The following is a 15,388-nucleotide window of genomic DNA, read 5'->3' on the forward strand; positions in this document are numbered from 1 at the left end:
CTCAGGGTCGTCTTCAGGGGCGTCGGCCTCGGCGAATCGCCCCCGTGCCTGCTGCTGGGCAGCGACGCCGATGGACGCGCGTCCCCAGCGGGGCGCCTCGCAGGGGACGGGGAAGGGCGGTCGTTCAACCTGTGCACCGGCCGCGACGAGGCGATGGTCCGGAACGCCGGGCGTGGCTTGTGTACGGATTCCTCGGCGGTGTGCGCTGCGGGGTCAGCCGGCCGCCCACGGCTGCACCGTGGTTGTCACGGGCGTCCCGGTGCGGGCCGATTCCTCGCAGGCCAGCGCCAGCAGGTGATCCTGGCAGCCGTCGGCCAGCGGGTACGGTTCCGGGCCGGTGTCGCGTACCCACGCGCCTGTCCGGCACAGCAGGTCCACGACGGCGAGGTCGTCCTCGGACAGGCTCGCGCCCACGTACTCGTTGCGCCACACCACGTCGCCGTCGAAGGAGATGTGGTGGATCTCGGACCCCTCCAGGTTGAGGTCGGTGCCGGTACGGCGCCGCGTCAGCGCGGACTCCACCGGTGTGCGCGGGTCGGCCATCCGTACCACCGTGTCGTCGACGATCTCGCCGAGCGAGCCCCGGACCACGATCCGGCGGGCGCGCAGCGGGTTCCACCACTGGTTGTCCGTGAAGTCGTAGAGCGCTGTACGGGCCGTGCCGAAGTCGAGCAGGGCGAGGGTGGTGACGGCGTCCTTCGGAGTCAGGTCGTCCGTCCACCCGGCCGGCGTCAGCGGGTCGGCCAGCGGAGCGGTGAAGGCCCGCGCGGTGACGGTCGCGGGTCCGAAACCGACGCCCAGCGTGTGCCGGATCAGCGACATCGCGTGGTACATGTGCGTCGAGGACACCTGTACGGAGCTGACCTCCCCGATCACGCCTCGCCGTACGAGGGCGAGGCGGGCGGAGTGGCCCGGCATGAGGGTGTACTGCTCCGCGACCTGGACGAGGGCGCCGCCCCCTGGACGTTTCGCGGCGCCCACGGCGTCCCACAGCCGGCCGAGTCGCTGCACGTCGGGTGCGGGCGGGGTCTCGGCGAGCACCGGTGTCCCGCGCTCGACGAGTTCCTGTACGACCTGCGGCGAGACCTCCCACGGCACCGAGGGGATCACGAACTCCGGTGCGGCGGCGCACAGTTCGTCGACGGTACGGAAAGCCGGCACCCCCCATTCCGCCGCCACGCGGGCGGCGCGGTCGGCGGAGCGGGTCACCACGCCGACGACCGCGAGTCGTTCGGGCAGTGCCCGTGCCAGCCGTACGAAGAACTCGGCCCGCCAGCCGCTTCCCACGATGCCGAACCGTATGGGTGCTGCGCTCACTGCCCACTCCTCCCGCATCCGGGCGGCGAGTCTAGGCCATGTCAGACGGCAGGTTCACGCACCCCATAGGTCTATCGGTCGGAAGGTCATCGACGGGGCCGGACGCCGGTGGGAGCCCGCAAAATGATCGACAAGGTGCGGTCCGTGGGGCAAGGAGGTCGACCACCACGGGAAAGCGCACCGGTCAGGTCAACGATCTCGGTGCCTACGTCGCCAACGACCGCGTGTCCTCGGCCTCCTTCCGCGCGCTTCTCGGGAATGGCAGGTCTCGCTCGCCATCAGCTTCTGTCAGTTTGTGTTCGGCCAGGGGCAGGGACGGCGCGCGGTCCCCAGGGCGCCGCCGCCGTGGCCGTTCAGAGCCAGCCGCGGCGGGCCGCCTGCCAGGCGAGTTGCATGCGGGTCGTGGCGCCGGCGAGGGTCATCATCCGCTGGATGTGACGCTGGATGGTGCGCCGGCTGAGCCCCATCTGACTGGCGATGGCCTTGTCCGCTATTCCCGCCACCAGCAGGGAGAGGATGCGGCGGTCGGTGCCGGAGAGCGGGTCGCCCGCCGGTGCGTCGGCGCCGTCCGCGAGGGTGCCCGCCGCGCTGACGTCCAGGGGGACCGCTGTCTCCCAGTAGCGTTCGAAGAGCGAGGTGAGCGCCTCAAGGAGACTGCTCTCGCGGACCAGGGCCGCGGTGGGCTCGCCGGGGGAACCCTGGGGGCCGCCGGGCACCAGCGGACAGATGGCGATGGCACGGTCGGCGACGGCCAGGCGTAACGGCAGATGGGGCACGCTGCGGGCGATCTCCCCGGCCTGCACCCCTTCGATAACGTTGTCCACGGCGTGGTCGTCGTCGAAGAACGCCTGCTCGTACAGGACGCGGTAGCGCACCCCGCGGGCCAGGGCGTCGTACTCCGCGCGGTTGCTGCCCGACGGCATCGCGACGTACTGGGCCTTGCAGAACCAGAGCATCTCGTGGTCGGCGTTGTCCTGCATCTGCCGGAGGTGCTGCCGCAGCGACTCGGCGCCCGTGATCACCTCGATCAGCTGGCCGGCGTCCTGGCGGCGCCGGGTGCTGCGGTACAGGTCGAGCAGATCGGTGACCGTGCCGCGGGCCTTGTCCAGTTCGTCGGTACGACGTTGCAGCCGGGGCAGCAGCGCCACGTCCGGTGGCACGGCGGAGTACTGGGGCGGCACATGGTCGGTGGGGCTGGCGAGGCCCTTGCCGGTGAGGCCTGCCAGTACCGCTTCCAGCGTGGCGCGCGGCAGTTCGCTCTGTTCCGCCAGCTCGTGTGCCGACGCCGTGACCGCTCCGACCAGGAGGCGGTACACCGTCTCCTCGACGACCGTCAGCCCTGCCGCCTCCAGCATCGCCGGGTCCCCTTCCGTACCTCGTGCGGCGGCGGCCACCGGTGCCGTGCGCACCGACGGCCGCCGCTTTCCGGTCCGCTGTCCCACCGGGTCAGTGCCGTGTGGCGGAGCCCCTGTGGAGGAAGGCGCGGTCGATCGTCTGCCGGACGCTGTGCCCGGCGTCGTCCGTCGCTGTGACCCGCAGTGTGACATAGGCGTCGCCTCGGGCCCCGGACGGCCGTTCGAGGGTCGCCGTGAAGCGTCCGCCCGTTCCCTTTCCGGGAGTTGAGGAGGTACGGGCCGTCACCCAGGTCCTGCCGTCGTCGTAGGAGGTCTCCACTTTGAGCTTCGTGCCGTGCGGGGCGGGCAGGCCGTCGGGCATGCGGACGCCGAAGCCGAGCGTGTGGGTGTGCTGCGGGCCCACGGCGTTCTCCGCGTCCACGGGAACCGAGTAGTCCACCTGGAGCAGCGGAAGCAGTGCGGGGCTCGCGGTGGTGTCCGAGGCGAAGGACCACGACGTCTCGGTGCGGGTGCCGAAGCGCCAGTCGTCCGAGTCGCGTCCCGTCGTCAGGTCCAGGCGGTAGCCCGCCCGCCCCGTCGGCACCTCGTACGTGCCCCACGCGCCGGTGTCGGAGTGGGCGACCCGCTTCCCGTCCCGGTAGAGGTCGGCGACGGCCGTGTCGCCCGTACCGGACGCGCGGGTTCCGATACCGCCGAGGCTGTCGCTCTCCGCGAAGGACCAGTGGCCCGCGGCGTCGGTGAAGTCGGGCACGTACAGGGAGAGGGTGTTGCCGTACCTGGTGGAGGCGGGCCAGTCGGCGACGCCGTGCGGGAGGGCGGGGCGGACCGGGGCGGTGAACCAGCGCTCCGTGGCCTGCTGTCCGGCCCGGTAGGTGTGGGTGGCCTCCCGCATGCCGACCTGGAGCGGAAAGTCCTGGTCCAGGATGGTGTCGTGGTGGACGACGTGGTTCCAGAGGGTGTCGCCGGCCGTCACGTACTCGACGCGCTCCCGGCCCACGGGTACGTTGCGCGTGTACTGGTTCCACGCGGTGTCCTGGTAGGGCCGCCAGGCGAAGCGCTGTTCACTGGCCCAGTCGGAGGCACCGGTGCGCGCGTAGGTGGCATGGACGACCGCGCTCTCGTCTCCGGAGACGGTGTGCACGAGGTGCTGCGGGACGCGCTGACGGGACACCTGCATGACGTCGTAGAGGTAGGGGCTGCGCACCGTGCCGGTGAATCGGACCTGGGTGGCGGTCCGCGCGCTCCGCTTCAGGAGCGCGGTGCCCTCGGCGTTGCCCGCGCGCATGACGGGCAGGGCGAGGCGTGTTCCGTCCGGGCTCCAGCGGGTCCACGGGTAGAAGTCCTTCGGCACGACGAACATCAGGGCCTTGGCTCCGGCGTCGGCGGCGGCCCGCGCGAGGGCGGTGTCGTCACCGAAGTCGTAGCGGATCACGGCGAGTCTGCCGCGTACGTGGGCGGCCTTGAGTTCGGCGGCGGTGCCTGTGCCGGCGTCCACGGCGGTCAGCCGGGTGCCCTTGTCGTCGAACACCGGTGACGTCGGCAGGTAGTAGGGGGTGAAGGGCCGCGAACTGCCCTGTGGTGTGGCGGCCAGTTGCGGGGCCGTCAGCTGCCAGCGGGAGGCGAACTCGAAGGTGCCGTCCGTGACCTGCGCGGTGGGGCTGACGTAGATCCGCTTGGCGAGGTCGAAGTACATGACCCCCTGGATGAGACCGTTCCCTTCGATCTGGCGGTATGTCTGATAGCTGAGGATTCCACGCTGTTCGGAAGGGCGCGGGGTACGGATCTTCACTTCCGTCACCTTCGAGGCGTCCAGGATGACGGTCGAGTCCTTGGTGACCCGCACCTGAGGGTTGATCACCTCGCGCAGTTCCTGGCCGTCGGCCGCGTTGTCCAGGGTGCCGAAGCTGACCTGGTAGGTGCCCTCCTCGACGACGGCGACGGCCGGGTCGAGGCTGGTGTACTGGGCGAAGCCGTCGGCACCCCAGATCGTCGGGGCGGCCTGCTGGATCACCTTGCCGTCGCGGTCCTTGGCGATCACGGTCATCCGGTGCAGGGGTGCGTGGACGATGAGGGAGAGCGTGGTGTGGGCGAGTGCGGTGCCGTCCGGTCCGGTCGCGGTGACGTAGCCGTAGTAGGAGCCGCGCGCGGCGTGCGCGCCGTCCGCGAGGACCGGGACGTCGACCGAGGCCCCGGGGGTGAGACGGAGGGTGCCGGAGCCCAGGGCGATCACCCCGTCGGCGAGGGTGACACCGTTGTCACGAGACAGTGAGGCGGACAGCTTGAGGTCGAGCTGGTGGTCGCTCTCGTTGGCGTAGTGCAAGGTAGCCACCCGCCGCGGTCCACCCGCGTCGGCGGTCTGGAGCGGGGGCAGGGTGACGGAGCCGGTGGCGGTCAGGGCCCCCATGGCCGCGCCGATGTCGATGCGCCCGCCGCCCTGTTCGGTCACCTTGGTCCCGGACACGAGGTGGGCGGTGCTGATGAGCGCGTCCTTGAGCTGCGGACCGCTCCACTCGGGGTGTTTCTGGGCCAGGAGGGCGGCGGCACCGGCGACGTGCGGTGTCGCCATCGACGTACCGGACGCGGCCGTGTAGTAGGTGTCCACCGGGGTGCCCATGGCCGTCCCCGAGGCGCGGGCGGCGACGATGCCGACACCGGGCGCGGTCACGTCCGGCTTCACGGCCTGGTCACCCGGCCGCGGGCCGCGGCTGGAGAAGGGCGCCAGGGAATCGTCCCGGTCGACGGCACCCACGGTGAGCGCGGCGTCGGCCGCACCCGGGGAGCCGATGGTCGACGCGCCCTGGTCCCCTGCGTTGCCCGCCGCGACGACGAACAGCGTCTGCCCGGAGGCGGACAGGGTGTCGACGGCCTGGCTCATCGGATCGGTGCCGTCCGTGGGCGCGTCCGAACCCAGGCTCATGTTGACGACCTTGGCGTGCTCGGTGGCCGCCCACTCCATGCCGGCGATGACCTGCGACTCGGAGCCGTACCCGTCGTCGCCCAGCACCTTGCCGATCAGCAGGTCCGCCCGCGGCGCGACCCCGCGCCGGCTGCCGCCGGACGCCGCTCCGCTGCCGCCGACGATCGACGCGACGTGGGTGCCGTGCCCGAAGTGGTCGGTCACGTTGCCGCTGTCCGAGAAGTCCCTGGACTCGGCGATCCGGCCCGTCAGGTCCGGGTGGCCGGCGTCCACACCGGTGTCCAGGACGGCCACCTTGACGCCCTGCCCCTCGAAACCGGCCTTCCAGGCGCTGGGTGCGCCGATCTGCGCCGTGCTGCGGTCCAGCGCCGGTGCCACCCGCCCGTCGAGCCACACCCGGGGGATCTGGGCGAGCCGGGCCGTACCCACGGGGCGCAGGGCCTTCCAGAACGCGCCGAGATCGTCGTCGTCCACGCGCAGGGCCGTCGCGTCGATGCTCTCCAGGCGGCGCTCGGGCACGGATGCCGTGTTGAAAGCGGAGAGCCGGTCCGCGGTCGTTGCCGCGGCCTTGCGGCTGGACACCGTCCCGGCTGCCGCACCGCCCGGCTCCGGGGAGACGATGAGCGGGAGCGCCGAGGTACCGGCCTCGTCGTATCCCTGGGCGATGAGGGCGGTGACGTCGAACAGGCGCCGGTCCAGCGTCCCGGCGGCCACCAACTCCGCGGCGTCGGACGGGAGTACGGTCATCGTGCCGTCGTCCTGCTCGTACGTGCGGAAGACGATGCCCCGGCGGCCGGGCCCGGGTACCACCGAGGCGGTGCGCCGACCGCCGTCGCCCGGGGTCACCGTGACCCGGTCACCGGTCACCAGCCGTACGGTGGACGCCGACTCGGCGACGCCCTCCGTCGTGGCCGTACCGGAGGAGGACGCCCGCACGGAGGCGGACGACAGGCCTCCCGTGGTCAGCACCAATGCCGTTGATATCGCCGCCGTCAGACGGATCCATGCCATCAGCCACACACCTTTCGTGCAACGCGCGATCACGCGCTGTTCGAAAGAATCGGCCGAGCGGATGACCATGTCACGAGCGCACGATGTCGCGACTGCGACATGTCCCAACTGCGCCACCCGCACCGCGCGGCACGGCGCTGACCCTGGCGCGCTGCCGGGCGTGGTGGGAAGGCCGGTACGAGTGGGTGGGCCCGATGTACATCGGGTTGGGCCAGGACCCCAACTTCCTTATGTACCTCCAGCAGTTCCGGGAGGGCATCTACGTTGATGCGGTCCGGGCCGCTGTCGGCTTCTGCGTGTCACTGCGAGTCCGTGGCCGTCAGGGTGGCGGTGATGGGCCGGAGTTCGGTGATCAGTTCGTCGAGCTCGGTGGGGGACAGGGCGTCGTAGGGCGGGGCGGCGAGTTCGTCGGTGACGGTCTCGACGCGTTGTTTGGTCGCGCGGCCGGTGTCGGTGAAGTGGCCGTCGGCGTCGATGAGTCCGCGTTCGCGCATGCCGTCCATGACCGCGGCCAGGCGTTCCTTGGGCAGGTGATGGATGCGTCCGAACGACTCCGGGGGGTGGATGTTCTGTTCCAGAGCGGAGAGCACGTGGGCTTCCGTGCCGCCGATGTGCGCGCCGAGGAGAGCGGCGATGTGTCCGTCGCCGCGGTGTTCGCGCAGCATGGTCGCGGAATGCCACAGCCGGGCGACGGGGTCGCCGGGAATGTCGAGGGTGCGCATGCCGGCGTACATCACCCGGCCCTCGGTGGGGGCGCTCGTCGCGGCCTTGGTGGTCAGGTCCGCGGCACGGACCAGGCCCGGGGAGCCGGCCAGTTCCTCGCCGAGGATGCGCCGCAGGGAGGCAGCGCTGCCCCGCTCCCGCGCGGCGACGGAGGCCTCGGGCGGGATCGTTTCCCAGGCGCTGGGGATGTGCCGTGCGGCTTCTCCGTCGGCGAAGTTGTAGAAGGCCGCGTGCACGACGTGGGCCGGCACCCGTCCCAGTGGTGCCGCGCGGCTGGCGAAGTAGCCGTCCCAGTAGGTGCGGTGGCCGAGTGCGGCCAGCTCCTCGTTGCACTCGTCGGCGGCGAAGGTGACCATGCAGATCGGCTCCAGGAGCTCGAACATGCGACGGGCGATGTGAGTCGTCGGACGCAAGCGCGTCGTGTCCATCGGGTTCTCCCTTTGTTCGGTGGGGCGATTGTTCGGTGTGCCGACTTGGACCGTGCGGCACACCGAAACTCATCGGCGACCGAAGGGAGAGCGGGTTCTGGTCCGGTTTCTGGGCTCTGTCGCGGATGTGGTGGTGCGTGAGGAGCACGAGCGGGTGGGCATGGCCGTCGGGCTCGCCGGCCGGGGTCCCTCTTCTCTGTCGGGCCCCGGCCGCGTGCGGGTGGGCCAGCCGGGTAGCGGTCTGTCGCTCCGTGCCGTGGGAAGCCGTCCCGATGAACCGCCCGCCGGCCCGACGACCTGGGAGGACTGTGTACCCGTGTCGCTGCGATGGCGGCTCAGGCCGGCCGAGCCGTGAGCCGGAGACCGTCCGTCAGGAGGTTCAGCAGGCGGCCGGCCTGAGCTTCGCGCTCGGGCCGGGGCGCCACGGTGAAGATGCCGATGAGGGAGGCGGCGATGTCCTCGGCCGTGACGTCGGAGCGGAGGTCACCGGCCGTGCGGCCGGCGTCGAGGAGCGTGGTGATGGCCGTCAGCAGCTCGGTGCGAGTCTGCGCGTGGGCGATCTCGCCCGCTTCGATCATCGCCAGGAGGGTGTCGAGCATGCCGTTCTTGGTCGCGATCCAGTCCCCGAACAGGTCCATCCAGCGTCGCAGCGCCGCAGCCGGGGTCATCTGGCCGAGCAGCTCGCGGGCGCCGGTCGTCAGGCGTACGACCTGGTCCCGGTAGACCGCGTCGACCAGTGACTCACGGGTCGGGAAGTGCCGGTAGAGCGTGGCGATGCCGACCCCGGCCTCGCGGGCGATCGCGCGCATGGACGGTTCGGTGTCGGCCGACGCGAATACGCGGGTCGCCACCGCCAGCAACTGGTCGTGGTTGCGGGCCGCGTCCGCCCTGGGCGCGCGTATCTCCGACGCAGCCAAAGCGGATCGCGCTCCGTTTGTGTTACGGTCATCCATGTAAACGGAGCATAGTCCGTTTCGGTGCGTTCGCAGAGCCTGAGGAGAGACACGTACATGGAGGAACGGAGCAGTCAGCCGCCGGCGGGTCAGGGCAGGGCGGTCCGCCTCGACTCGTTCGGCGGTCCCGACGTTCTGGCCGTCCGCGAGGTGCCCGCGCCGCAGGCCGGCCCGGGACAGGTCCGTGTGCGGGTCGCCGCGGCCGGCCTGAATCCGATGGACTGGTTCATGACCGCCGACGAGGACGTTGCCGCCCGGTTCGGACTGACCCTGCCCGCCGGGTTCGGGACCGACTACGCGGGAGTGATCGACCAGGTCGGCGACGGGGTGAGCGGCTTCGCGCCCGGCGACCGGGTGTTCGGAGGTGCCCTGTCCCGTGCGGTGGCCGACTTCGTGGTGGTCGACCCGGGCGGGGAGAGCGCGGCGAACGAGGCCCACCACACGCCTGACGGTGTCGACGACCGCATCGCCGCCACCCTGACGATCGCGGGCCGCACGGCATCCGCCGCCCTCGCCGCGGTCGTCCTCGGTCCGGACGACACCGTGCTGATCGGCGGCGCGGGCGGCGGGGTCGGGGTGTTCGCCGTCCAGCTGGCCCGGATCGCGGGAGCGCGCGTGATCGGGACGGGGTCGGCGTCATCGGCCGACTACCTGCGCGCGCTCGGAGCCGAGCCGGTCGCCTACGGCGATGGCCTGGCCGACCGGGTCCGAGCCCTCGCGCCCGGCGGTGTCACCGCCGCCATGGACCTGCACGGGGTGGAGACAGTGCACGCCGCACGGGAGCTGGGCGTCCCGGACGACCGCATCTGTACCATCGCCGCGCAGGTCGACGGCGTGGCGGCGGCCAACGGCGCGAACGCGGCCTCCGGCGCCCTCGAAGAGATCGCCCGCCTGGTCGCGACGGGCCAACTCCACGTGCCTGTCGCGGAGACCTTCCCGGTCGAACAGATCCGCCACGCGGTCGAGATCCAGGCTGGTCGACATGTGCGCGGCAAGATCGTCATCGACCTCTCATGACCCCGGGCGGATCATGACCGCAGCCATGAACTGATCGCCGCCGTGGCGACGGTGCCGCGGAACACGCAGGCCCTCTTGTCATGCCGGGTGTCGACGGTCCGGTAGTTGCTGAGTCGGCTGATTGCCCACTCGACCTTGTTCGACAGGACCGAAGCATGCTCATGCGTTTGCGGGCGAACGGGCTGCGGGGCGGGGATGGTCCGGGCAGCGACGATTTTGTCTGTGCGGATCAACGCTCCTGGGCAACGCAGATGTGCAGGCGTCGGGTGTGGGTGGGCCTTGCCGCATCCGCGGCTGACGCGTGGGCGGGACAGGCGTACGTGTCGTCGTATCGCCTCCAGGCTGCCGTCCGTGGCCATGGGAGCGGCGGCCCTGCTTGCCGGGGCCCGATGGCCAGGAGACATGGTCGAACTCGCAGGTCAGAAGGGGAACTTGCTGACCTGGAGAAAACCCACCTACCTCGCCCCAACCACCGGCCACGAGATTCCGACCCCCGACTGCCCGGCCGCTGCCCAGGAGATCGACACCAGAATCGTGGCCGCTGCTTCCCTCCTGCACACCCGCGTACGACAGTCCGAGGGCGCCCGCCTCCACGACTGCCTCGCGCACGGCCGCGGGCCCGGCGGGATCGTGTTCGGCTCGCAGGACGACGGACGTCCCGGTCCACGGCACTCCTCACAGCTTCATGCCGACGCTGTCCGAAGTGAACACGTGTCCCCCGCGGGCGGCGTGAGGGCGGGCGGCGTATGGGCACGGCATGACGATGGCACCCATGTCGTGTCGGCGAGTGAACCTCGTCGGCCGTTCCGGGTCTTTGAAAGAGCGAGGCGATGCTGTCTCGGGATGTCGGGTGCATACCCCGTGTTCCTGTCGGATTGACGCTCACCCGCAGCGCCGACGCCGTCTCGGCGACGTCGGACGGCTCCGGTCTGAGGTGGCAACGGGATGGTGGTGGCGCGTGAAGACCTGGTTGCCCGTGAGCGCCGTGCCTCGCCTTGCCGGAGCGGTGGTCCTCGGAGCCGTGGTCGGCGCGGCTGTCGGACTGCCGACCGACACGGCACTGGGTGTGCTGGCCGGGATCGCTGCGATGGAACTGTCCTTCGTGGTGGCGGGCCGGGCGGCGAAGGCCGAGGCCGCTCCCGAGGCCACCGCCACGATCCTGGCGTCGAGGGGCTCACTCGGGTCGACCCGTGCGCGAAGCGGTTCGTCCGCATCGTCCAGGAACTCGCGGGCGCTCTCCTCAAGGAGGTCGAGGAGCACGGCCTCGCGTGATGCGAAGTAGCGCAGCACGTTGGACTTCGCGAGGCCGACACGGCGGCTCAGCTCGTTCAGGCACAGTGCTGAGAGGGGCATCTCGGCGAGCATCTCCGCGGCGGTCCGCAGGATGTTCTGCCTGCGTACCAGGCGCTGTTCGTCACTGCGGGCACGCTGGAAGGTCGTCACGTCCGCAGTTGTACGGCTTACGGACTGGTGGTCTCTTGATGACGGACCACCGTCCCCCTGATTGAAGACCGTCGGTCTCTTGTGTTGTCGGTGGGCGGTGGAAGCCGCTCACCCCCGGCGAGCGGTCCCTCCGCCGGGCCCGGCACGAACAGAGGCAGAGGTCATGACGAACAAGGTCGCACTGGTCACAGGCGCCTCCTCCGGCATCGGTGAGTCCACCGCGCTGCGGCTGAAGGAAGCGGGATTCACCGTCTACGGCGCCGCCCGCCGCGTGGACCGGATGGCCGGGCTGGCCGCCGCGGGCGTCCACACGCTGGCACTCGACATCACCGACGACACCCCCGTGAAGCACGCTGTCGACCGGATCGTGGCAGAGTAGGGCCGCATCGACGTCCTGGTCAACAACGCCGGATACGGCTCCTACGGCGCGCTGGAGGACGTTCCCCTGGACGAGGCCCGCGCCCAGATCGAGGTGAACGTCTTCGGCCTGGCCCACGTCACCCAGCTCGTGCTGCCGCACATGCGCGCCCGGCGCAGCGGCACGATCGTCACCATCAGCTCCATGGGCGGGCGTTTCGCCACGCCGCTCGGCTCCTGGTACCACGCCGGCAAGTTCGCCGTCGAAGGCCTCAGCGACGTGCTCCGCCTGGAGTTGAAGCGCTTCGGCATCGACGTCGTCCTCATCCAACCGGGCTCCACCCGGACCGAGTGGGGCGCGATCGCCGCCGACAGGGTCCGCGCCACCTCCGGCCACGGCCCCTACGCCGAGCAGGCCGGCGCCGTGGCGAAGTCCCCTGCGGACAGCTCCCGGGAGGGCGTTCGGATGACCTCGGCCCCCTCAGTGATCGCCGCCGCGGTCACCAAGGCCGCCACCGCGCGCCGCCCCCGTACCCGCTACAGCGTCGGTTTCGGCGCCCGTCCGCTCATCTTCCTCAGCCGCCACCTGCCCGACCGCGCTTTCGACGCCCGCATCAAGCGAGCCTCCGGAGTGCCGGCCTGAGCCCTGGACGCGAGTCGCCCTTCCAACGCCCCCCACGGCGCGCACCAAACGCCGCGCGGAACACCGCCCTCTGAGCATCACACCCCGAACGCCACGCGCGGAACGCCTCGCTCCGCACTCGCGTGGCAGGCACATACGTCGCAACCCCCACACCCTCACCGTCGCGTCCGGCATGCTTGCCGGACGCGGAGTACTCAAGGAGGAACCGGTTGGACAGCCAGTTGAGGTTCAGCGTGCTGGGCCCCGTGAGAGCGTGGCGCGGCCCCACGGAAGCTGAACTCGGCACACCTCAGCAGCGGGCTGTGCTCGCCGCCCTGCTTCTCGCCGAGGGGGCGCAGGTGTGCACGGCCGAACTCATCGACGCGGTGTGGGGGATCAAGCCACCCGCCTCGGCGCCCGGCATCCTGCGCACCTATGTCCACCGGCTGCGCAAGGCCCTCGAACCAGACCAGGACACCGCGGCGTCCGTGATCCGTTCCGTCGGGGACGGCTATCAACTGCCCATAGGTGAAAGGGAGATGGACTTCACCGCCTTCCGGCAGCTGCTTGCCGGGGCCGAGCGGGCGCGGCAGACGGGCGACGACAAGGGCGCCGTACGGCAGTTGGACGAGGCACTCCGGCTGTGGCAGGGGACCGCGCTGGCCGGTATCCGGAGCGAGTACGCGCGGATCCAGCGGCAGCGCCTCGACGAACTGCGGCTATCCGCACAGGCGACACGTATCGCCGCCGAACTGGACCTCGGCTCGCACACCGACGCCGTGGCCGATCTCACCGAACTCGTCGCGGACAACCCCCTGGACGAGCGCTTCAGGGAGTTGATGATGCTTGCCCTGTACCGCTCGGGCCGACAGGCCGCGGCGCTCGAAAGCTACCGTGAGGCACAGTTGTTGCTCGCGGAGGAACTGGGACTTGACCCCGGCCCGGCCCTGCAGACGATGTACCAGCGGGTCCTGCGGGCAGATCCCGGCCTGCTGTCCGGTCCCGGCCGGCCGGCACCCGCACTCGTACTCGCGTCCGACATGCCCGCGCCCACCGACCCCTCAGCCGTGTCCGCACCCTCCATACCCTCCGCAGTCCCCGCATCCGAATCCCGCTCCGCCGCCACCCCATCCACAGCCATCCGAACCACATCCCCCCGACCGGAGTCCCCCCGACCCACACCCACGCGCAAACCGCCCGAGCACACGCCCGCCCAACTCCCGCCCGGCCTCGCCGCGTTCGTCGGCCGCGAGGCTCAACTGGCCGCGGTCCGGGACCTGTCGACCGGCGGCGCTGCCGTCGTCAGTGCCGTCGCCGGTACGGCCGGCGTCGGCAAGACCGCCTTCGCGGTGCAGTGGGCACGGCAGGTGGCCCACCACTTCCCCGACGGACAGCTCTATCTGAACCTCCGCGGCTTCGACCCCGTCGCCCTGCCCGTTCCACCGGAACACGCACTGCGCACCCTGCTCGAATCCCTGGGTGTCGACCCGAGGGCGCTGCCCCAGGGCGCCGACGCGCTCGCGGCCCGCTACCGCACCCTCCTCGCCGGCAAGCGCATGCTCGTACTGCTCGACAACGCCCGCGACGCCGCGCAGGTGCGGCCTCTCCTGCCCGGAGCGGCCGACTGTCTGGCCATCGTCACCAGCCGTGACCGGCTCTCCGGCCTGGTCGCCCTCGACGGCGCCGTGCCCGTCCATCTCGACGTGCTCCCCGTCTCCGAGGCCCGCGCCCTGCTGGCCCGGCGGCTCGGCGCCGCCCGGACGGCCGCCGAACCGGAAGCGGTCGACGAGATCATCGCCCTCTGCGCCCGGCTGCCGCTGGCCCTCGCGGTCGCCGCCGCTCGCGCCGCCATCCGGTCCGCCTTCCCGCTGGCCGTGATCGCCGCCGAACTACGCGACCACGCGGGCGGGTTGTGGGCCTTCGAGGACGGCGACGCCGCAGCCGACGTACGGGCCGTGTTCTCGTGGTCCTACCACGCGCTCACCCCCGACGCGGCCCGCCTCTTCCGGCTGCTCGCGCTGCACCCGGGGCCCGATGTCACCCTGCCCGCCGCCGCGGCCATCGCCGGACTCAGCCTCCCGCACACCCGGCAGCTGCTCTCCGAACTCCTGCACGCCCACCTCGTGACCGAATCCGCACCGGGCCGCCACACCTCCCACGACCTGCTGCGCGCCTATGCCACCGAACTGGCCGACTCCCTCGAATCACCCGAGGAACTCCGCGCGGCCCGCAGGCGACAGCTGGACCACTACCTGCACAGCGCGCACCGTGCCGTCGCCCTGCTCAACCCCGCCCGACGGCTCATCGAACTGGAGCCCCCGGCCGAGGGCGTACGCCCCGAGGAGTTCGGTGCCGACGCGGGCAGGGCCAAGGCATGGGTCGCCGCCGAGTTCCTGGTCCTGACCGCGGCTGTCGAGGCTGCCGCAGCCCACCAGTTCGACGCCCACGCCTGGAAACTGGTCTGGGCCGTGTCCAACCACGCGCACGAGCGCGGACGTTGGCAGGACCTCCGGTCCCTGCGGCAGGTCGCCCTCGACGCCGCACGCCGTCTCGGGGACCGGGCCGCCGAGGCCGACGCGCTCCACGGCCTCTGCGTCGCCCTCGCGGGACTGGGCCGTTTCCAGGAGGCGCGGGCCCACTGTGAACAGGCCATCGAGCTCTTCGCCCTGGTGGACGGGAGGAACGACCGTCCCGAGTGCCACCTCACCATGGCCTGGGTGGCGGATCAGCAGGGGGACCTGGAGGCGGCTCTCGACGCCTCGCGGCAGGCACTGCTGCTCTACCGGGCTCGCGAGGGCCGTGAGCCGGGCGGCACGCAGGCCGTGGCGGCCTCGCTCAACGCGGTCGGCTGGGCCCTGTCCAGACTCGGCCGTCACCGCGAGGCGCTCGACCACTGCCGGCAGGCGCTGGCCGTGTGGCTTGAGCACGGCGAGAACGTCCACGTGGCGCACACCTGGGACAGCGTCGGGCACGCCCATCACCGCCTCGGCGAGTACGGCGAGGCTGCCGCCGCCTTCCACAGCGCGCTGGACCTGTACCGCGCTCACCAGCACCTGCCGTGGTTCGTCGCGGGCACCCTCGACCGCCTGGCCGACACCCACCTGAGCGCGGGCAACCCGGAGGACGCCAGACGCACGTGGACGGAGGCGCTGGAGATCTACGAACTCCTCAACCACAACGACGCGGAGTCCATCCGTGTCAAACTGCGCCGGCTGGCCCCTTCCACAGCCGTGTGAACCGCGTGC

9 protein-coding genes and 1 pseudogene are annotated in these 15,388 nt (G+C 71.4%); 3 read left to right on the forward strand and 7 right to left on the reverse strand.

All coding sequences use genetic code 11. The features are described from left to right. Nucleotides 1-213 precede the first annotated feature (213 nt). From OG226_RS49390 to OG226_RS49410, 5 genes are all read right to left on the reverse strand, one after another. Complete coding sequence (locus tag OG226_RS49390) at nt 214-1,317, reverse strand: Gfo/Idh/MocA family protein (protein WP_328686083.1); 1,104 nt, start codon at nt 1,315-1,317, stop codon at nt 214-216. A gap of 353 nt (nt 1,318-1,670) precedes the next feature. After that, nucleotides 1,671-2,672, reverse strand: a complete 1,002-nt coding sequence (locus OG226_RS49395; RefSeq protein WP_328686084.1) for a helix-turn-helix domain-containing protein — start codon at nt 2,670-2,672, stop codon at nt 1,671-1,673. Between the two features lie 91 nt (nt 2,673-2,763). Beyond that, nucleotides 2,764-6,600 (reverse strand): S8 family peptidase, encoded by a 3,837-nt coding sequence (locus OG226_RS49400; RefSeq protein ID WP_329352946.1) that lies wholly within the window; start codon nt 6,598-6,600, stop codon nt 2,764-2,766. A gap of 299 nt (nt 6,601-6,899) precedes the next feature. Further along, nucleotides 6,900-7,751: an SCO6745 family protein gene (locus tag OG226_RS49405; RefSeq protein ID WP_328686086.1), complete on the reverse strand. Its 852-nt coding sequence runs from the start codon at nt 7,749-7,751 to the stop codon at nt 6,900-6,902. 335 nt (nt 7,752-8,086) lie between these two features. Further along, nucleotides 8,087-8,653, reverse strand: a complete 567-nt coding sequence (locus OG226_RS49410; RefSeq protein ID WP_443044972.1) for a TetR/AcrR family transcriptional regulator — start codon at nt 8,651-8,653, stop codon at nt 8,087-8,089. 108 nt (nt 8,654-8,761) lie between these two features. Between OG226_RS49410 and OG226_RS49415 the strand changes: the two genes are divergently transcribed. Beyond that, complete coding sequence (locus OG226_RS49415) at nt 8,762-9,721, forward strand: NADP-dependent oxidoreductase (RefSeq protein ID WP_328686088.1); 960 nt, start codon at nt 8,762-8,764, stop codon at nt 9,719-9,721. Nucleotides 9,722-9,732: 11 nt separating this feature from the next. On the opposite strand, the gene OG226_RS51780 is transcribed toward OG226_RS49415, so the two are convergent. Both OG226_RS51780 and OG226_RS49425 read right to left on the reverse strand, forming a co-directional pair. Further along, nucleotides 9,733-9,954, reverse strand: a complete 222-nt coding sequence (locus tag OG226_RS51780) for a hypothetical protein (protein ID WP_443044901.1) — start codon at nt 9,952-9,954, stop codon at nt 9,733-9,735. 649 nt (nt 9,955-10,603) lie between these two features. Beyond that, nucleotides 10,604-11,164, reverse strand: a complete 561-nt coding sequence (locus OG226_RS49425) for a TetR/AcrR family transcriptional regulator (protein WP_329352947.1) — start codon at nt 11,162-11,164, stop codon at nt 10,604-10,606. A gap of 163 nt (nt 11,165-11,327) precedes the next feature. Between OG226_RS49425 and OG226_RS49430 the strand changes: the two are divergent. Together OG226_RS49430 and OG226_RS49435 are read left to right on the forward strand one after the other, a co-directional pair. After that, nucleotides 11,328-12,164, forward strand: a pseudogene (locus OG226_RS49430) (oxidoreductase). A gap of 209 nt (nt 12,165-12,373) precedes the next feature. Further along, nucleotides 12,374-15,379: an AfsR/SARP family transcriptional regulator gene (locus OG226_RS49435; RefSeq protein ID WP_329352948.1), complete on the forward strand. Its 3,006-nt coding sequence runs from the start codon at nt 12,374-12,376 to the stop codon at nt 15,377-15,379. The last annotated feature ends 9 nt before the right edge of the window (nt 15,380-15,388 follow it).

Source organism: Streptomyces sp. NBC_01261 (genome assembly GCF_036226385.1).
Taxonomy (GTDB): Bacteria; Actinomycetota; Actinomycetes; order Streptomycetales; family Streptomycetaceae; genus Streptomyces.

Excerpts from the sequence above, each read along its gene's own strand:
- OG226_RS49400 (WP_329352946.1), bottom strand. The coding sequence starts at position 6,600 with ATGGCATGGATCCGTCTGACGGCGGCGATATCAACGGCATTGGTGCTG.
- OG226_RS49395 (WP_328686084.1), bottom strand. The coding sequence starts at position 2,672 with ATGCTGGAGGCGGCAGGGCTGACGGTCGTCGAGGAGACGGTGTACCGC.
- OG226_RS49415 (WP_328686088.1), top strand. The coding sequence starts at position 8,762 with ATGGAGGAACGGAGCAGTCAGCCGCCGGCGGGTCAGGGCAGGGCGGTC.
- OG226_RS49405 (WP_328686086.1), bottom strand. The coding sequence starts at position 7,751 with ATGGACACGACGCGCTTGCGTCCGACGACTCACATCGCCCGTCGCATG.